Origin of the sequence: Paenibacillus faecalis (genome assembly GCF_900289175.1) — a bacterium.
Taxonomy (GTDB): Bacteria; Bacillota; Bacilli; order Paenibacillales; family Paenibacillaceae; genus Paenibacillus_AQ; species Paenibacillus_AQ faecalis.
Genome location: NZ_LT985747.1, coordinates 3,255,624 through 3,275,038 on the forward strand (window position 1 = coordinate 3,255,624; position 19,415 = coordinate 3,275,038).

Genomic DNA, 19,415 nt, shown 5'->3' on the forward strand with positions numbered 1-19,415 from the left:
CCAAGGATTTCTTCGCTTCGGCCTACTCCCCTGTTTACGGTTTTTTTTAGTCACTGATTTAGACTTTACTTTAGTCCGTGTATCACGCGACACTTTACTTTCTACTTCTAACCCTTTCAACATATCCTCCTTCAAATCCATCGTATCAACACTTGTGCTGTTTGTATTATGAAATTCAGACTGTGTTTTTAAGTCATTGATTCCATTCTGTTCATTCGGCCTACTATCTTCTTCCGAAGCCCCCTCCGAAAATCCCATCGTATTTGCCGTCCACGATGGAGACTTTAAATCCTCGAACAGTTCGAAAGCATCCGTCGTTTGTCCTGTAGTTTCTCTCTCTTGATACGGCTCCAGGTTAGAATGCTGCCCTTCGCCGTCGTATGGCATCATTGAATTATGCCCATAACCACCATGTGGAAAATGATGATGCGGATGGTGATGGTATGGATGGTGATGCGGATGATGATGTAGATGATGGTGGTATGGATGGTGATGCGGATGATGGTGTAGATGATGGTGATGTAGATGATGCTGGTATGGATGGTGATGTAGATGATGCTGGTATGGATGGTGATGTGGATGATGGTGGTATGGGTGATAATATGGGTTCACCGGGTTTTCGTGCGGAACTTCCGCTTCATATAACTGCTCACCGTATAAAGTCGGCTTCTCGGAACCATGGCAGCCGCAAGGTTTTTTTTCAGAAACAGCCTCCTCTCCCATTACAGCTTCATAGGAGGGATAGGTTTGCTTCATATCAACTTGTGCCGGATAGGTGTGAAATGATGGTCCCCCCATTGTATACGGCTCTGTTACTGACATCTGAGAATATTCAACAGCCATCGGTTGCTCCGGAATACCTGGGTAATGTGACGTTGGCATCGTCCATGCATCATGCTCTGCTTTATGGTCATAAGCTGGATAGCTATAGTGTTGTGCAGGAGGACCCCAGTGTTGAGCCGGCATAACTGCTTCACCCTCATGGCAACCACAAGGCGCTTCGTGAAACTTATGAAGCGAAGCAGTTGGAAACATAAAATCCGGTGGAGCACAATTAAATAGCTGCGGCATACAATGTACAAGGTGCTCTTGCATAGGAGGACATGGCTCTACTACCGACTCAATAGGTTTTTCCGGACAAATCGGTTTCATCATTTTAGGCTTATGTTCATAAACAGGCTTCATAGGTAGCTTTTTTGGCATTTCCATCGGCGGCATTTCCATCGGCGGCATTTCCATCGGCGGCATTTCAGGCATCACAATCAATTCAGACTGCATTGATATTTCCGGCATAACTTCACACTCCGGAATTACAGGCATCTGGGGAATTTCAGGCATAACTTGCTGTGGAGCCATCATTTCTTCCTTAGGTCCAGTATAGGTTTTGCTGCCCGGGACTGTCTTTTCTACTTTATAAGCTGTTCCACCGCTTTTATGATCTTCTCCATTGCTTGTAAATGTTCCAGATGAAGGGATGTTTACAACTTCTCCTACCAATAAAGCATTTGGATTTTTGAGCTGAGGATTCGCATCAATAATCTCTTTTAACGAAACCCCCCAAGCCTTTGAAAGCTTCCATAGCGAATCTCCTTGCTTCACGGCATGCTTATGAATAATGGGCTGCGTTCCTTCCGGAACTGGCACCGGAACGGGCTGAGTAGGTACTTTTATTTTCATGCCGATGTCAAGTTTGTTAGGATCGACCAATTGCGGATTTGCATCCACGATTTTACTCAAAGGGACTCCATATTTTTTCGAAATCTCATATAAGGTGTCGCCTTTCTTGACGATGTGTATTTTCACGCTGCTAAAACCTCCTACACTCTTCTAGGCGTTTTAAAGCTTTTCGCCCGCATTCGTTACTACATCCTATGCAAGAAATGGGCGAATGACATCCCTATATTCAAAAAAAATCCTTTCATCGACATGAAAGGATTTTTCTTATACTGCTTTTGCAAGAGTTAGACAGCTTTTATAGGTCTACTCTTCCCCCACTTTATATTCATCCTGGTCCGTCCTCGTTCGCGTCCATAGATAGATCCGCTGTTCAGCTATGTCTGGCTGCTACACCTTTCGTTTTCTCTCTCTCGTATGCAAATCCCGGGTAAGAGCCAAGCACGCGCACCTGACATCCCAAAACTTCGATTTCTCCCAATGCAGCCGTTAGTAATACGGAATCTGCCGAATCCATAATATCGATATAAAAATAGTAGTTACCCAGCTTTTTTTTGGTTGGACGGGACTCGATCCGGGATAAATTCAAACGTCGCCATGCAAAAGCGGAAAGCACTTGATGAAGAGCCCCTGGAGCATCTTCCGGCAAGGTTACCAGAATACTTGTTTTCACATGCTCCGGTGAACGCGACACCTCAACCGGTTGATGACCAATCAGAACAAACCGCGTATAGTTATTGTCATGGTCGGTAATATTATCAGAAAGAATATTCAATCCGTGCGTTGAAGCCCCTAAAGATGTACCGATAGCTGCCCAGCTCTTTCCAGGGTTTTCTTTCACGATCTTCACACCCTCTGAAGTGCTTCCACAAGGCTCAAGCTCAGCCTCTGGAACATATTTAGACAGAAACTGCCGACATTGAGCTGTAGCTACCGGATGAGAGTATATTCTTTTTATTTTCCGAAGATCAACACTTCCATCCTCTCCCCGAAACTCTGAAGCATCGCCGATAAGATTCTGCCTGGAAGGGTACACCCATTCAACTTGCAAAGGGATATCCACTTCATTAACCAACCAGTCCATATGAAGGCTTACCGAACCTTCAATTGTATTTTCGATTGGAATAACACTGTAGTCGCTTCTTCCCTCTACCGTGGACATAAAAACATCGGATATCAATTTATGATGTATGAGTTCTGCAGATTCACCATTTAATAAATATAAAATCGCCTCATGCGATACCGAGCCCGAGGGCAAAAGTGCTATTCGTTTCATTTAGTCACGTCACTTCCCCTCTAATCATATCCAAAAATGATGTACTCTCAGTAAAATCAAGCACCTTTACTCCTTCCGTATCCGGCTGGAGCAACAAACTGGAAGCCGATATTCCTTCCTTCCTTATCGTTCCCATCAAATAGGTTTTTAAAGTTTCAATACGCTCGTCTCCACGCTGAATGAAAGCAATCAAAGTTGGACCCGCTCCACTTAAAGCTACACCAAGTGCGCCCTTGTTGGGGGCTTCCACCAAAATCTCAGACATCCCCGGTACCAATGCAGCGCGGTACGGCTGATGAATTCGATCCCGCATGGCGGCTCCGATCATATCCAGACGGCCCGATGCCAATGCAGCCGTCATCAAAGATGCGCGGCTGATATTATAAACAGCATCAGAAAGAGGAATCTGCTTCGGCAGCGCCTCTCTCGCCTGCGAGGTAGCTAAATGAAAATCAGGAATAACAACGAGCGTAGCCAGATCAGCGGGCGGATCAATTCGAACATAATCCGCATGCTTGCCATCCCAAGCCGCTGCGATGATCCCCCCAAATAAAGACGCGCCTACATTGTCCGGATGGTTTTCAAGACAGGCGGCCATGTCAAATAACTTGCTGTCTGGCAAAGGTGATCCAATAAGAGCATTTGCTGCATAAAGCGAGCCGACAATGGCCGAAGCGCTGCTGCCAAGTCCACGAGACAGCGGAACATCCGAATACATGGAAATTGCAAGCTCCGGAACAGAAACTCCCGCCTCGTCAAAGACCATCTGGGCCACCTTATAGGTTAGATTACTCTTGTCTGCAGGCACTCCCTTCATTTCATCTCCGTATAAATGAAAGTAGGTGCGGTCGTCCTGCTTCATTTCGATCCATGCATAAAGCGATAATGCCATTGCCAGTGTATCAAATCCCGGACCAAGGTTCGCCGTGCTTGCCGGAACCCTGACCCTAACGCTTTCGGAGCAGCTCATACTTGAGCAGCCCCTTCAAGCTTGGCGATTGCATCCATGACGGCAGATTCTGTATCCGACACAACAAGCGGCTCAGATTTAACGGTTGAAATGGCGATGTTCGGGTCCTTCAATCCATGTCCGGTAAGAACGCAAACAACCGTTTCCCCGCCTTTGAAATATCCTTCGCGTTTCATTTTATATACGCCTGCAATCGAGGCTGCGGAACCGGGTTCAGCAAAAATGCCCTCCCGTGATGCAATGTTGCGATAAGCCTCCAAAATTTCATCATCTGTAACGTAATTAATTTGTCCACCGGATTCATTTGCAGCCATAACAGCTGTTTTCCAGCTTGCGGGATTACCGATACGAATCGCTGTAGCTACTGTTTCCGGGTCAGGAATCGGCTCCCCCTTAACGATAGCCATAGCTCCTTCCGCTTCAAAACCAAGCATCTTCGGCAGTGAAGAAGCTTTCCCCGCAGCATGATACTCCTTAAACCCTTTCCAATAAGCCGAGATATTTCCCGCATTTCCAACCGGAATAGCCAACACATCAGGGGCTTTGCCGAGCTGATCGACAACTTCAAATGCAGCTGTTTTTTGGCCTTCGATCCGGTATGGATTCACTGAATTCACTAATGTAATGGGATGTTTGGCTGTAATTTCCCGTACGATTTCAAGAGCTCGGTCAAAGTTGCCATCAATTGCTATCACTTTTGCACCGTAAATCATCGCCTGAGCCAGTTTGCCAAGTGCAATATTGTTGTTCGGTATAATCACAATACAATTAAGCCCGCCGCGTGCAGCATATGCGGCAGCAGCAGCAGATGTGTTCCCTGTGGAAGCGCACATGATCGTACGGCTTCCTTCCTCCATAGCCTTAGCTACGGCCATGACCATCCCACGGTCTTTAAACGATCCCGTTGGATTTAATCCTTCAAATTTAAAATGCAGATCAATCCCCAGATCCTTCGATAGATTCTCGGCACGAATTAACGGAGTATTCCCCTCTTTCAACGTCAGCAGCGGAGTGTTCTCGTTAACAGGCAAATATTCCTTATACGTCTGGAGCAATCCTTCATATGGCATCTCTCTTATTCTCCTCTTCAAAATATAAAATAAATATTAATAGGCGGCACTATAGAGCAGCAGATTATCCTTCTACACGATAGACGCTTTTGATGCGGCGAATAACTTCCATTCCTTCAAAATGGTCGAGCACTTTGTCCATACTGGCTTTGCTGGCGTGATGGGTGACGATAATAATCTCCGCATCAGGAGTCTGATCATTCGGCTGCTGGACCACAGACTCCAGGCTTACACCATATTCAGCAAACACCTGTGTAATTTGTGCGAGCACCCCTGCTTTATCGTCCACATGAAGCAAAATAAAGTTTTTAAACTTAATCTGCTCATCACTCTTCAGCTTCTTCTCATTATAAGGCACAATTGCTTTCAGCCCATTTACACCTAGCTTCAGATTTTTGATAACAGCAACCAGGTCAGCTACCACTGAAGTAGCCGTTGGCATCTCACCTGCACCCGGTCCATAAAACATCGTTTCGCCAACCGCTTCTCCGTATACATAGACCGCATTAAACACCCCGTTTACTGCAGCGATCGGATGACCCAAACGAACCATCGTCGGCTGAACGCTGATGCTTACCTGCTCGTCTTCACGATCGGCTATGCCAAGCAGTTTCATTTCATAACCAAGCTGCTTCGCATACAAAATATCTTCCTTGGACACTTGTGAAATTCCCTTTACACTTACGTCCTCCAGCTCTACATTCATACGGAAGCCCAATGTGCCCAAAATAGCCATTTTACGTGCAGCATCCAAGCCTTCTACATCAGAGGTCGGATCAGCTTCTGCATAACCAAGCTCCTGAGCTTCAGCCAGCACATCCTCATAGGAAGCACCTTCCTGGCTCATCTTGGTTAATATATAATTCGTCGTTCCATTAACGATCCCCATAATTTTCATAATACGATCTGAAGAAAAGCCTTCGATCAATGTACGGATAATAGGTATCCCCCCGGCTACACTAGCCTCATAAAATACATCGCATTGCTTCTCCTGAGCCTTCGCCATAATTTCTGCCCCATGGAGAGCCATCAGATCCTTATTGGCCGTAATAATATGTTTTCCCCGATCCAAAGCTTCCAAAATATAAGCCTTCGTATGCTCAATACCACCCATAACTTCCACGATGACATCGATTTCCGGATCACGAATCACATCCCAAGGGTCATCGGTCAGCTTACTGCTGTCCACGATAACACTGCGCTCTTTCTCCGTGTTCTTGACTGCGATTCTCTCTATAAGGATAGGCGAGCCTACCTGGCTGCTCAAATCTTCCTGATGTCCTTCGACAATACGAACCACCCCTGTACCTACAGTACCTAATCCCAACAATCCTACTTTAACCGGCTTCATTTACGCATCCTCCTGAATTCCACATGTCTTTTGCATTTTGTAATGATAATGATAAAACTATCCTTGACCGATCATTTGCACTCTTCGAACCCCTGTTACCCGGCGCAATCCATCAAGCAGATGATCAAGTTCCTCGGTAAGCCTTGATACTTCAACAGAAATAACAACATTCGCTATTCCTTGCAGCGGAATGCTCTGATGAATAGTAAGCACATTACCGCCCTCTCCGGCAACAAGTCCCAACACTTCGGACAGCATGCCGGAACGATGCTCCATATCGATGGATATCGTGACGATCTCATCCCGCTCCAGCTGATTGATGGGATGAATTCCATCTTTGTACTTGTAAAAAGCACTTCGGCTCAAACCAACCTGCTCAACAGCTTCATGAATTGTCTTGACATCACCGGACGCGAGCAGCCTTTTAACCTGCATGGTCTTTACAACGGCTTCCGGTAAAATATCCTCACGAACTAGATAATACCGCTCCTTCACAAACGTCCTCTCCTCAAAGACTCATGTTTTTGTATAGTGGACATTATACTGGATATCTAGAATGAGGGCAATACATTTCAGACTATTTTTTGAAGAGTGCTTAAAATATAAAAAGAGAATGCCCACGGTTAATCAACTTTTGTGGACATCCCCTTATATGCTTTTCCATTCAAGAGCTCGCTTTGACCCGAATCCGCTCTGTATTGCGTTCCATTAATATGTTTAAAATCTCATGTACTTGCTGATCGATTTCATCAATTAGTATCATTTGCTGGTCATGCTCTGCTTCCGCCATAAGCTTAATCTGATTCTCAAGTATGCTAATTTTTTGCCGTATCATATCTTCAATATGATCCGAAGATTCATCTGTCAGCGGATCACTGTAGCGAAAGCTTTCCTCCAGCTCAAACATAAGCTTGTCCAACATTTGGTTTCTCTCGGTTTCAATACTCGCCAGTTGTATCCGGATGGATGAAATCCGTGCAACGGTATCATTCTGAATGGACGAGGGAAAATTCCCCTTATCTTCTGAAGATAGAACATACCTGCCTGCTAATGATATAAGTCCAAGTACAATCGCCGATAAAAAGAACGTAAAGAAATGAATATATATATAGGATTCTTCTGTTAGCTTAAACCAATACCCGAAAAGAACGATTTCAAGGAAAACCGTAATCGCGTAAATACCGACTACCACACCAGACGCAATGTAAAATGGCGTTCGAACATACCTTTTTGTATCTCTCATTATCCGTAACATAAAGAACAAGATGATTCCCTCTGCACATGCAGCCGCAGCGCCGGATATCCATGGATGAAGCGTTTTTGTACCCGCTCCGTTTCCAGCAAAGCCAAATAACAGAATCGTTATCAAAGGCAATATGACCCCTGCACCGAGAATCCAGGTTCTTATATCTATTCTTCTAACCAAACTGTTCCCTCACTTTGCGTCATTTATTACGTTCTCCCCGTTTAAAAATGATATCCCAACCTTTAAAATGAACATTATGATCCTTTCATTTCATTTAAAAGTAGGTACTTAGGTACTATATCATTGTAAACGATAATCGGAACATTTTGGATTAAAAAAATGGAAAAAACAAAAAAATACCGCTTAACCTCAACATGTGAGTTAAACGGTATCGCCTGCTTGTTAATAATAACTGCTGCCTTCTATAAACTCGAATTCAAAATCTCCAATCCGCACAATTGTACCTTCTGTTGCACCTCGGCGGCGGAGCTCCTCATCAACGCCCATATGCCGGAGCGTGCGGGCAAGCTTCAAAATTGCATCATGCGAGTTCATCTGGAGCCGTTTGAGCATGCGCTCAATCCGATCACTATGCACAACGAACATCTCGTTTTCCCGAGTAATCGTAAACGCATGATCATCCTTCTTATTGAACTTATATACTTTACGCTCTGCAGCTTCAGGCACATCTTCGACAATAGGTTCTTCTGGAATCTCGTCCAAAATAGCTGCTGTACGGTACAGAAGCTCCTGAATACCTTGACGTGTCAGCGATGAAATCGGCATAATCTCCAGATCAGGGCGGACGGCTTGTACTTGTTCACGAAACATTTTCAGATTCTCTGCCGCTTCCGGCATGTCCATCTTGTTTGCTGCTACGATCTGCGGCCGCTCTACTAAAACCGGATTATACAATTTGATTTCCTCATTGATCTTTTGCCAGTCCTCGAACGGATCTCTTCCCTCAGACCCAGCCATATCTACAACATGAATGATGACGCGCGTTCGTTCCACATGGCGCAAAAATTCATGACCGAGTCCAACACCTTCATGAGCGCCTTCAATAAGACCCGGCAAATCTGCCATGACAAAGCTCCGTCCATCTCCAACATCAACCATGCCCAGGTTCGGGGTAATCGTAGTGAAATGATATGCCCCAATTTTAGGCTGCGCAGCCGATACGACTGACAACAATGTAGATTTCCCTACGCTTGGAAAACCAACAAGACCTACATCGGCCATGACCTTGAGCTCCATAACAACATAGCGCTCTTCGCCTTCTTCACCGTTCTCGGCTAGCTCCGGCGCCGGATTGTTCGGGGTGGCAAAACGGATATTCCCCCGTCCGCCCCGTCCGCCGCGGGCAACGACAATCTGCTGCCCATGACGGGTCATATCCGCGATCACTTCGCCTGTATCATCGTCAATAAGTACCGTTCCCGGAGGGATTCTTACAATCGTATTTTCCGCGTTAGCCCCATGCTGGCTTTTGTTTCGGCCTTTCTCGCCTCGCTTCGCTTTAAAATGCCGCTGATAACGGAAATCCATCAACGTTCTTAGCCCTTCATCAACGCGGAAGATCACGTCCCCGCCTTTGCCGCCATCTCCACCGGCAGGGCCGCCGTCAGGTACGTACTTCTCACGACGAAACGCGATAAGACCATCGCCGCCATCGCCGCCTTTGACATAAATCTTCGCTTTATCTACAAACATGGAATCACCTTCCTCAAGTCACATACGGCAAGCATAAACGGTAAGTCATATGGTCCGTATGGATTTTCTCCACCCGAATACTTTCATGAACTGCAAGCTCTATTTTATGTGTAATACTGTCTTGATCTCCGAAATAACCTTCTCCTGTAAATTCAGCCACCAGCTCTTTTTCTTGCACGACAAATGTCAAGGTTAACAGACGTTCTTCTTCCCATGATGAGCGCCCGCCTAATTGGTATATCCGAACCACTTCGATTATGGATTCTGTAAAATGCTCTTCAGTCTCTTCCGACAGCTTCCCTTCAAGCTGAACATCATCTGCAACCTCAACATCCAATTGTAAACCGGTATTAAAAGTTCGATAAGAATGCAGATAAAAAACTAATGAAGGAAGGCCCAATTTCGAAATTTTACTGTCCTGCAGCATACGTTCTTTTATTCTTCCCACACACTGCACTGATTTATCAAGCTTCCCCAATTGAATATATCCGTACAATATTTGAAGCTCATTCATCCAATCATGACGGTGATGGTTCAGTGTCTTAATAGCGATCTTCTCCAAGCTTCTCTGATAAGCTCGCCGTCTTTGTACTTCCCTTTGTGCTTCTGTACGCCGGACATACCAGGCACTACCAAACGATGCGGCTGCCGACCAAATTGTCAGTATAACTCCGGCTGTATACGTAGGATTCCATATCATCCAGGCTGCAGGCAGCACGGATGATAATCCAATACCAACCGCTATCCATTTCCAGGAATTCATCGCTTTTCCCCGTTCCTCCACAACAATGGGTTACATTTAACAATCCACAGTATACCATAGTCTTTAGCAGGGATTCACCCATCATTTCAAAAAAAGAAGCCTCCGGCAAATTTGCCGGAGACTTCCTGTCTGTATGCCGATTCAGAAGCGAGACTTACGCTTCCACTGCAGCCGCTACAGGAGCGACCTCAACCGGGTAGACGCTCACTCTCTTGCGATCACGACCCAAACGTTCGAATTTCACAACGCCTTCGATTTTCGCAAACAAAGTATCGTCTTTACCAATGCCCACGTTTGTGCCTGGGTGAATTTTCGTTCCACGTTGACGAACCAAGATGCTGCCGCCTGTTACGATTTGACCGTCTGCACGTTTAACGCCCAAACGCTTCGCTTCACTGTCACGACCGTTCTTTGTAGAACCTACACCTTTTTTCGATGCAAATAACTGAAGATCCAGTTTCAACATGTTGTCTACCTCCTTCTTTTAGTATTCTTTTCTTGTATTTGAATATACTCACGGTATGAATCTGCAATCCCTTGTAACATCAGAACCATGGATTCGAGAAGCAACTGCACCTGACCAGACGTTGATTCGTCTTCCACAATCGGAACTACGCCGCTGAGAAAGCCATCCTTCATCTTGGTCTTCATAGCTATACCGGTTAACGCCTCAATGGAATTCACCGTTCCCACCGTGACCGTGGATACACCAGCACACACGATGTCCCGTCCTCTAGGAGCATAATCCGCATGTCCCTTGACTTCAAAGCTATGAATTCGGCCGTCTTCCTTACGCGTAATCCGTACAGTAATCATTTACCGCACCTTCTTACGCCTGGATTTTCTCGATGGTTACTTTAGTATAAGGCTGACGATGACCTTGTTTCTTGTGGTAGTTTTTCTTCGGTTTGTATTTGAATACAACAACCTTTCTACCTTTACCGTGTTTCTCCACTTTCGCAGTTACAGTTGCACCGGAAACGACTGGAGTACCGGCTACCAAACCGTCTTCTTTGGAAACGGCCAACACACGGTCAAAAGTTACGGTTTCTCCGTCACCTGCATTCAGCTTCTCGATGAACAATACATCGCCTTCTTGAACTTTGTATTGTTTACCGCCTGTTTCAATAATAGCGTACATTTGCTTGCACCTCCTCATGTCTCAGACTCGCCTGATTCAGGTGTCCAATCAATATCATGACCGTCCTTATCAACCCGATCGGAGCGGTTACAGCATGTGCAGCAATTGATCGCTAGGCACATACTTGAAGATCATAACATATTACATGCTATTTCGTCAATACTTATGATCTATTAACAACGCCAGTCCCACCGCATGTCACACAAACTTTGGAGTAGGGAGCCAGTGAGCTTTCACGAGCTTTTTTGCGGGTCATTTCGAGAAGGCCCAGCTTCGTCCAGCCTACTACAAAACTTTTGGTTCGATCCTTTCGGATACCTTCCTCCATGACGGCAATAACCTCATTCCGATGCTCTTCCTCTTCCATATCGATGAAATCTACAATGATCATACCGCCGATATCACGCAGCCGAATCATTCTTGCTATTTCAAAAGCAGCTTGAAGATTCGTTTGAGTTACCGTCTCCTCAAAATTGTCCCCGCCAATATACTTGGCTGTATTCACGTCAATCACCGTAAGCGCCTCGGTTTGATCAATGATGATCGTTCCTCCGCCAGGAAGGGAAATCTGCCGGGAAAACGCTGATTTTAACTGTTCTTCAACATCGTAAGCTTGAAAGATATGATTTTTTCCTTCGTACAGCCGAACTTTAGGTGTAATCCCGGGAATCAGATCAGATAAATAACTTTTCGCTTCTTTCGCATCCCGCGCACGGTCGATAATCAATTCATCCTCCAGCGGATCAAACGCATCGCGCATGAATCGCTGAAGAATTCCCAGGTCACGATGTAGCAAAGCAGGGGCTTGCGATATGTTTGACCGCTCAACAATTCGCTCCCACTCCATCCGGAGCAGCTCCAAATCGCCCGCAACGGATTCAATGGACTCATCCTCGGAAACGGTACGCATAATAATCCCCTCTTCGCCGTTTCTTAATCGCTCACCGATCATTTTCAGGCGCATTCTCTCAGCCTCAAACTGTATTTTTTTAGATACTGCTACGTAATCGGAATTGGGCATAAACACCATACATCGACCTGGCAGGGAAAAATGGGTCGTTACCCTCGCCCCTTTCCCGCCCCTTGGCTCTTTCATAACCTGAACAATCAACTCTTGCCCAACGGAGAGCAACTCGGCAATTGAAGGTTTCATCTTCGGTTGCTTCTCCAAATGAGGATGAAGAACATCATCGATGTATAAAAAAGCATTCTTTTTCAATCCAATATCAACAAAAGCAGCCTGCATACCTGGCAGGACGTTGACGACTCTTCCTTTATAAAAGCTCCCGACAACACTTTGCTCCCGCTCTCGTTCCGCTGCATATTCTACAAGCCTGCCATCTTCGATGAGGGCCATCTGAATCGTATCCGGTTCACAGTGAACAATCATTTGTTTCATGGCTTCACCTCTTATGGAAGACTAATCTACTGACAATCCTATCACGATTTGGCGTAAACGGGATATATTTTAAGTAAATTTTGTACAAAAAATAGTTTACATTTATGCAGACCAAGGGGGCCTGTCAGACGCGAAATAAGAAGCGATCACATGCTGTTCCGGCACAACAGCGAGCAAACCTCCCTGACGATCCGTGACGTAAATCAAATGATACTTCTCTCTTTTAAATAGACGCATAATATCATCTAAAGGTTTCGAGTAATCGGCAACGATCGGCGAAGCAGCTCCTATTCTTTCCTGCTGATGTTCATACACTCCATTTCGATTCACAAGAAAACGCATAAATCGATAAGGAACATTACGATGATCCTCAAAATTGGAATAAGCTAAAAAAAGACCGATCATCAATAAATTCAGCCTCACACCATCGCCAGAAAGCAGCGGATAAAGACCGTAACCGATCATGAACAAGCTGCAGATCATCCCTGTACGCGCGGACCATAATAGCATTGCGTGGTATGGAATCACAAGGCTTATTAAAGCCTGCAAGACCTTCCCTCCGTCCAAGGGCGGAATCGGCAGAAGATTAAACAGCGCGATCAACAAATTCCCCTGTATTACATAGGACAGAAAAGAGGCATCCCCAATGCCCGATATTTGACATAACCACGCCATCCCGATCATGATGCCATTCTGAAGAGGTCCGGCTAATGCAATGATCAATTCACGAGAAGCATTCATTCGCCCGTCATCCTCAATTACGGCAACTCCGCCAAACGGGAGCATTTGAATCGACCTTACTTTAAACCCCATGGCTATTGCTGCGCCCGCATGACCAAGCTCATGGATAAACACGATAACGAAAAGAGTCAAGAGCTCGAGGAAACGCCCGGTGATAACAGAGGCCAGCATAACGATAACAAAGAGAGGATGCAGCGTCAGAACAGTCCCTCGAATATTAATCAAATGAGATCACTTCCGCGGGGTCTACGCTGCGGTCTCCTTCTTTTAACCTAAAATAAAGAGCAGGCTGCTCTCCATCGGAGCCAGTAGAAGGCAATATACCTATAACCTCTCCGCTCTGCACCCAATCATTAACCTTCAAATCCGTCGTTGAAAGCCCGCTATATTGAGCTGTCCTTTCTCCAGTGTGCTGGATCGTAACCGTAATGCTTGAATCCTCATGCTTTTTGACGTCAAGGACTCGGCCGGTATCCACGCTTTTAATCTCGTGAGAGAAGAGCGAATCTCCTTTGGGAACGACTACAATTCCTTGAAAATCAACAGCAAAGGATTGCATAAGCTCCCCTTCTAGAGGCGGCACTAATTTAGCTGAAGCGTTCACCTTCGTCGAATTTTGATCACTATGTCCAAATATAGGAATAAACGAGGGTGGACCGCCAAAATGCTCTTCATACCATGTTTGAGCCGCCTGAAAATCCATTTCTCTGCTTAATCCTTCAATAACAAAACCTTGAATTCGAAAAGCCCATGGTTCATCAAGCAAAAATATACCCCAAACGGCCCCAAACAGCAGAACACTGACCATAAAACGGCGCATCAAACCTTTAATAAAAGATGTATTGCGCGGCGGAATGTCAGGCTTCATATCATCGTCATACCACCTGCGATAACCCTGCTTCCACAATTTTTCAGGATCGCGCTCGATTTCCGGATCACTTGCATCGGAATCCTGCAGTGTATTTGAACGAAGGACAGGTTTGTTAGCGGCGTTCGCAAACGGATTGAAGCGTTCGTGATTCCATTCGATATTGCGTTCTTTATTCTTTTCTGACAGATTGCCATTTAATAGTTCTCGAATTCTGGCCTCTCTCCGATGTTTTACAGATGTTTTAATGTCCAAGTACCTCTCCCCCTGGGGCTTGTTTTACTCTATCCTATGAAGCCAGGAAAGATATTTAGAACAAGCCTTCGAGCAGAGTGAATACCGGATTTTACAATAAGAAAGGCCAGTGCAATAAACTGCACCGGCCCGATAAACCTATAAATAAGATTACCCCATACCAAAAAACTTCTTAAAGCGTGTAAACATCCCTTTTTTCTGATGAATTTGCATTAATGGAACAGTATCACCCAAAATTCGACGAGCAATGTTTCGATAAGCAATAGCCGCTGGATATTCCGGATTCATTACCGTTGGCTCCCCCAAATTCGCTGCCTTGATCACCATCTCATCATCCGGAACGATGCCGATCAGATCGATGTTAAGAACTTGCAATACATCTTCGATTTCCAGCATATCACCTGACTTCACCATGTTTGGACGAATCCGGTTGACTACAAGTTTTGGAGATTCAACATGAGAGCTCTCGAGCAGTCCGATAATCCGGTCAGCATCACGCACCGCAGCATTCTCCGGTGTAGTTACAACGATAGCTTTGTCCGCTCCTGCAATGGCATTCTTGAACCCCTGTTCAATTCCTGCCGGACAATCAATAATAATATATTCGTAATCCTTCTTTAGTTCCAGTACAATATCCTTCATCTGATCAGGTGAAATGGCGTTCTTGTCCTTGGTTTGGGCAGCAGGCAGCATGTAAAGCTCGTCAAAGCGTTTATCCTTGATAAGCGCCTGATTAAGACGGCAACGCCCTTCTGCAACGTCGCACAGGTCATAAATGATCCGGTTTTCCAAACCCATAACAACGTCAAGATTACGAAGACCGATATCGGTGTCTACCAGACATACTTTTTTGCCCAGCAGCGCCAGCGCCGTGCCGATGTTCGCCGACGTAGTCGTTTTTCCGACTCCGCCCTTGCCTGATGTGATGACGATTGCCTCTCCCATATTCTACACCCCTTTAAACACATTAAAATCCCGACCCAATCGAGCAATGTTACTGATCTTGTCTATCTGCATATTTCCATTTTGCAAATAGGCAAACTCCATGACCGTCTCACGTGTTTCCCATTCATCCGGCGGTCTACTGATCATATCAGAAATACGAAGCTGGGTGGGAGCTAAATACGAGGCGGCGATAATCGCATTCATATTCCCGTCAATGCCAGCATGTGCTGTCCCGCGAAGAGCACCCAGTATGTATATATCTCCAGTTGCCGTAATCGTCCCGCCAGGGTTCACATCCCCTAAGAAAAGCAAATCCCCGGTATGGTGCAGCACCTGTCCGGATCGAACCATGCCGGTTTTTACAACCGGACCGGACACAGGTATATCTTCCGGTTCAAGGAGCGGGGATTCCACCGTACGGATCAGCAAATTCCCCTTCTGCTTCATTATATCAAGAATAGACTGCTTCTCTTCTTCAGTAATACGCCGGGAACCCAGTTTAACATCTACATGAATAATAGGTCCGGTCAAAATATTCTGATGACTATGCTCTAGCTTGTAACGAAGTTCGCTAAGCAGCTCTTCTAATTCACATTGATCGTCAAGCAGGAATACCAGGCCATCCTTAACGCCCTTAATCGTTACATGATTGGATTTTACAGTCATAAGCCTGTCCCTCCCATCCTCATTCATTTCGCGGTCAGACCTTCAAGTTCCTGCTGGCCCACGTAAAATGTCGATTGAAAGTCAGGAAGCCTTCTTTCTTCTCTTTGGATCTTTCGCCAGCAGTTCAAACTGTTTCCGAAGAGGTACATAAATAATCAAGGCAAATGCAAAATGAATCAGAAGATTGGGAAGCATATAATTCAACAGAGCCCAGTTATAAGAATCCGGATTAAGTTGGAATAATTTATAAATCCCAAATATCATGCTATCCAAAAGTAAGCTGCCCAATATAACTACCGTCATCATGACAGGCAATGGGGCCCGCGGAGTTTTAAATATAAAACCCATAACATATGCAGAAACACCCATCGCAAACGAGTAAGCACCGATCATTTCACCATAGTACACAACATCATGGAGCATCCCGAACACAAGACCTAGCACAAGCCCGGTATGACGGTGGTAATACATCGTTGCAAACAGGATGGCAACATACACAAAATTAGGTGAAATTTTGCCTTGCAGCGAGCTTGGTGTCAGCCAAAAGCCAATCGTCCCCTGCAAAATAAACAATAGAAACAACAACAAAATCAGTATGTGTTGGCGTTTCATCATCCTTGAGGCACCTCTGGCGTAAACACGACAAGAAGTGTTTTCCAGTCCTGGAAGTTCGCAGCGGGGTCGATCATTGCTGTCTTGTTCAGTCCAAACTCCCCAACTTCGACACTATCTACCGTACCGATAATCATACCACGTGGAATGACTCCACCGTTACCGGATGATATGATTAAATCCCCCACTTCAACCGGATCATCTTGTGGAATCCGGGTCATTTTGAGCATCTGTGACTTCTTGTCGTAGCTTTCAATAATTCCGAAAGTATCCTTGTCAGATACCGTAGCTGCGATCTGCTGGCGATTGGCGTCCTGCGGATCGAGCGTCGTCAGCAGTTTTACGGTAGAGGTAAAGTTGCCGACATGGCTTATTACACCGACCATTCCCTCATCCGAGATCACTGACATGTTCATCTTGACACCTTGCTTGGCTCCAATATCTATGACCAATGTATGGTTGTTCGGATCTTGGTTTACACTTAACACATTAGCCGGACGATAATCATAATCGTACCTATTCATTTGAGCTTCCGTAAATTTCAACAAATCCATGTAATAGAGATTTTCGTTCTTGATCCTGTTGTAATCCGCGCTCTCACGCTCATACTGTGCTACAGCTTTCTTCAGGCGCTCGTTCTCTTCATAGACTTCTTTTAAATCGCGTACATCTTCAAAGAAGCCCGCTATGTAAGAAGCGGGCTTGTAGAAAATACCTTGTACAAAACCTACTGTATCCCTTACAAACTTCTCAGGCCAGGATAACCCCAATCTCGGACCAAGCGTAAATCCCATAAGTGCAATAAAGGTTACCAGCCCGATCAGCATAATGAACAGACGTTTGTTACCTAGCAGCTTAAACAGTTTTCAACACCCTCTAACGTTACTGTTTTCTCTCCCACATACCAGGGGTTGACACAATTGTCCTGACTACCGTTTGGAACGAACAGCAGAGCCGCCGCGGGATTTAAACAGATGAATATTATCGAGCGCTTTCCCTGTGCCTATCGCTACGCAATCTAGCGGATTTTCAGCTACGATAACAGGCATTCCAGTTTCTTCAGCTAGCAACTTATCCAGATTTCGCAGCAAAGCTCCACCACCGGTCAATACAATGCCACGGTCCATAATGTCAGCAGCCAGCTCCGGCGGACATTTCTCAAGCGTTACTTTTACAGCGTCCACAATCGCATTGATCGTATCGGCTAAAGCTTCACTGATTTCGTCAGATGTAATCGTAATCGTCTTAGGCAAACCTGTAACGAGGTCACGGCCCCTTATTTCCATCGTTTCTACCGTCTCTAGCGGCATTGCAGAGCCCACTTCCATCTTGAGCTGCTCAGAAGTACGTTCCCCGATCATCAGATTATACTGGCGCTTGATATAAGATATGATGGAATCATCCATTTCATCCCCGGCTACTCGCACTGAACGGCTTGTCACGATTCCGCCAAGCGATATTACGGCAACTTCTGTAGTACCTCCACCAATGTCTACGACCATGCTGCCTGTTGGCTCCCAAACAGGGAGATCCGCACCGATCGCTGCTGCAAAAGGCTCCTCGATCGTATATGCTTCACGAGCACCCGCCTGCTTCGTAGCGTCTTCCACAGCACGCTGCTCTACCGCAGTAATGCCTGATGGTACACATACCATAACATTCGGATGACGAGGAAATACAGAACGCTGCTTTTGCGCCTGACGAATAAAATATTTAATCATCGTTGCAGTTGTATCAAAATCAGCAATAACGCCATCTTTCATCGGACGAATTGCACGAATATTGCCCGGTGTACGCCCAATCATCTTCTTCGCGGATTCACCGACCGCCTCAATTGTTTTTGTATCGGTACGCAGAGCAACCACAGAAGGTTCCCTAACGGCAATTCCTTTTCCACGGACATAAACGAGTGTGTTAGCTGTCCCCAAATCAATCCCTAAATCTTTCGTAAAACCACCAAACATGCTGCAATCTCCCTTTCCTTCTCAATCTGAACTATTATATTACATCAGGCCACGTTCCTTCAAACTTACAAACGCCCCTTCTCCAATAATCAAGTGATCCAACACATCAATTCCAATGATACTCCCGGCATCCACCAAACGGGAGGTTAGAGCTATATCCTCCGGGCTTGGTGTCGGATCGCCGCTTGGGTGATTATGAGCACAGATCAACGATGCACTGCTGCATTTGATAGCGGCTCTAAACACCTCGCGGGGATGAACAATGGAGGCATTAAGGCTGCCCATGGAAAGCGTTTCTTGGGCAATGACGTGATTTTTCGTGTTTAAAAACAGACAAACAAAGTGCTCCTTCTGGAGATAACGCAGCTGTTCACTGAGCAGATCCGCGGCATCACGCGGATTGCGTATGATCACCGGCTCCATATGTCTCGACCTGGCCAAACGTAGTCCAAGTTCAATTCCGGCTTTCAGCTGGACTGCTTTGGCGGTCCCGATTCCTTTAATCTGCGTTAATTCTTCAATACTAAGATCAACGAGCTGACGGATACTTCCCACCTGATTCAAAATCCGCTGAGCTACATGAATAGCGGATTCATGCCGGGTTCCCGTCCTTAATAATATCGCCAACAGCTCGGCATGACTTAAAGCGCTCGCCCCATATGACATCATGCGCTCTCTTGGTCGTTCTTCATGGGGGATGTCGCGTAGCAAAAATGCAGGCGACTCCATATTCTCCCCTCCTGTACTTCATAAAAACGATC

At 45.7% G+C, this 19,415-nt stretch carries 21 protein-coding genes (1 of these 21 only partly in view); all 21 read right to left on the bottom strand.

The features are described from left to right. Positions 1-1,803: the 5' portion of a LysM peptidoglycan-binding domain-containing protein gene (locus C8268_RS15440; RefSeq protein WP_106768488.1), read on the bottom strand. Its footprint begins 12 nt before the window's first position; 1,803 of the gene's 1,815 nt are visible here — the first part of the coding sequence; it begins with the start codon at positions 1,801-1,803; its stop codon lies off the left edge, out of view. Positions 1,804-2,047: 244 nt separating this feature from the next. Beyond that, positions 2,048-2,950 carry a prephenate dehydratase gene (gene pheA, locus C8268_RS15445; protein ID WP_106768489.1) on the bottom strand — a complete coding sequence of 301 codons (903 nt, stop codon included), beginning with the start codon at positions 2,948-2,950 and terminating at the stop codon, positions 2,048-2,050. A 4-nt stretch (positions 2,951-2,954) separates the two neighbouring features. Beyond that, positions 2,955-3,920 carry a homoserine kinase gene (thrB, locus tag C8268_RS15450; protein ID WP_106768490.1) on the bottom strand — a complete coding sequence of 322 codons (966 nt, stop codon included), beginning with the start codon at positions 3,918-3,920 and terminating at the stop codon, positions 2,955-2,957. Continuing rightward, entirely contained in the window at positions 3,917-4,990 is a 1,074-nt protein-coding gene (gene thrC, locus C8268_RS15455; protein ID WP_106768491.1) for a threonine synthase, read from the bottom strand. Before thrC ends, thrB begins: the two co-directional genes overlap by 4 nt. A 64-nt stretch (positions 4,991-5,054) precedes the next feature. Next, positions 5,055-6,341 (bottom strand): homoserine dehydrogenase, encoded by a 1,287-nt coding sequence (locus tag C8268_RS15460; RefSeq protein ID WP_106768492.1) that lies wholly within the window; start codon positions 6,339-6,341, stop codon positions 5,055-5,057. A 57-nt stretch (positions 6,342-6,398) separates the two neighbouring features. Next, positions 6,399-6,836: an ACT domain-containing protein gene (locus C8268_RS15465; RefSeq protein ID WP_106768493.1), complete on the bottom strand. Its 438-nt coding sequence runs from the start codon at positions 6,834-6,836 to the stop codon at positions 6,399-6,401. 169 nt (positions 6,837-7,005) lie between these two features. Further along, positions 7,006-7,767 carry a hypothetical protein gene (locus C8268_RS15470; protein ID WP_158702743.1) on the bottom strand — a complete coding sequence of 254 codons (762 nt, stop codon included), beginning with the start codon at positions 7,765-7,767 and terminating at the stop codon, positions 7,006-7,008. Positions 7,768-7,989: 222 nt separating this feature from the next. Beyond that, positions 7,990-9,300: a GTPase ObgE gene (obgE, locus tag C8268_RS15475; protein ID WP_106768495.1), complete on the bottom strand. Its 1,311-nt coding sequence runs from the start codon at positions 9,298-9,300 to the stop codon at positions 7,990-7,992. 13 nt (positions 9,301-9,313) lie between these two features. Beyond that, on the bottom strand, positions 9,314-10,063 hold the full coding sequence (locus C8268_RS15480) for a Spo0B domain-containing protein (RefSeq protein ID WP_106768496.1): 750 nt from the start codon (positions 10,061-10,063) through the stop codon (positions 9,314-9,316). Between the two features lie 154 nt (positions 10,064-10,217). Then, complete coding sequence (gene rpmA / locus C8268_RS15485; RefSeq protein WP_106768497.1) at positions 10,218-10,529, bottom strand: 50S ribosomal protein L27; 312 nt, start codon at positions 10,527-10,529, stop codon at positions 10,218-10,220. A gap of 5 nt (positions 10,530-10,534) precedes the next feature. After that, positions 10,535-10,879 (bottom strand): ribosomal-processing cysteine protease Prp, encoded by a 345-nt coding sequence (locus tag C8268_RS15490; protein ID WP_106768498.1) that lies wholly within the window; start codon positions 10,877-10,879, stop codon positions 10,535-10,537. 13 nt (positions 10,880-10,892) lie between these two features. Beyond that, positions 10,893-11,204 carry a 50S ribosomal protein L21 gene (rplU, locus tag C8268_RS15495; RefSeq protein WP_106768499.1) on the bottom strand — a complete coding sequence of 104 codons (312 nt, stop codon included), beginning with the start codon at positions 11,202-11,204 and terminating at the stop codon, positions 10,893-10,895. A gap of 163 nt (positions 11,205-11,367) precedes the next feature. Continuing rightward, a complete protein-coding gene (locus C8268_RS15500) occupies positions 11,368-12,603 on the bottom strand; it encodes an Rne/Rng family ribonuclease (protein ID WP_106768500.1) in 1,236 nt (411 codons plus the stop codon). Between the two features lie 102 nt (positions 12,604-12,705). Further along, positions 12,706-13,569 (bottom strand): M50 family metallopeptidase, encoded by an 864-nt coding sequence (locus C8268_RS15505; protein WP_106768501.1) that lies wholly within the window; start codon positions 13,567-13,569, stop codon positions 12,706-12,708. Beyond that, positions 13,562-14,467 carry a M23 family metallopeptidase gene (locus C8268_RS15510; protein WP_106768502.1) on the bottom strand — a complete coding sequence of 302 codons (906 nt, stop codon included), beginning with the start codon at positions 14,465-14,467 and terminating at the stop codon, positions 13,562-13,564. The genes C8268_RS15505 and C8268_RS15510 overlap by 8 nt, the downstream gene beginning before the upstream one ends. Positions 14,468-14,617: 150 nt before the next feature. After that, complete coding sequence (minD, locus tag C8268_RS15515) at positions 14,618-15,412, bottom strand: septum site-determining protein MinD (protein ID WP_106768503.1); 795 nt, start codon at positions 15,410-15,412, stop codon at positions 14,618-14,620. 3 nt (positions 15,413-15,415) lie between these two features. Next, the gene (locus C8268_RS15520) at positions 15,416-16,078 is read right to left on the bottom strand and encodes a septum site-determining protein MinC (RefSeq protein ID WP_106768504.1); all 663 of its coding nucleotides are present in this window, start codon (positions 16,076-16,078) and stop codon (positions 15,416-15,418) included. Positions 16,079-16,159: 81 nt separating this feature from the next. Beyond that, positions 16,160-16,693: a rod shape-determining protein MreD gene (mreD, locus tag C8268_RS15525; RefSeq protein ID WP_106768505.1), complete on the bottom strand. Its 534-nt coding sequence runs from the start codon at positions 16,691-16,693 to the stop codon at positions 16,160-16,162. Beyond that, the gene (gene mreC / locus C8268_RS15530) at positions 16,690-17,517 is read right to left on the bottom strand and encodes a rod shape-determining protein MreC (protein WP_106768506.1); all 828 of its coding nucleotides are present in this window, start codon (positions 17,515-17,517) and stop codon (positions 16,690-16,692) included. The genes mreD and mreC overlap by 4 nt, the downstream gene beginning before the upstream one ends. Positions 17,518-17,619: 102 nt before the next feature. After that, positions 17,620-18,654: a rod shape-determining protein gene (locus tag C8268_RS15535; RefSeq protein WP_106768507.1), complete on the bottom strand. Its 1,035-nt coding sequence runs from the start codon at positions 18,652-18,654 to the stop codon at positions 17,620-17,622. 39 nt (positions 18,655-18,693) lie between these two features. Further along, on the bottom strand, positions 18,694-19,383 hold the full coding sequence (radC, locus tag C8268_RS15540; protein ID WP_106768508.1) for a RadC family protein: 690 nt from the start codon (positions 19,381-19,383) through the stop codon (positions 18,694-18,696). Between the last annotated feature and the right edge of the window lie 32 nt (positions 19,384-19,415).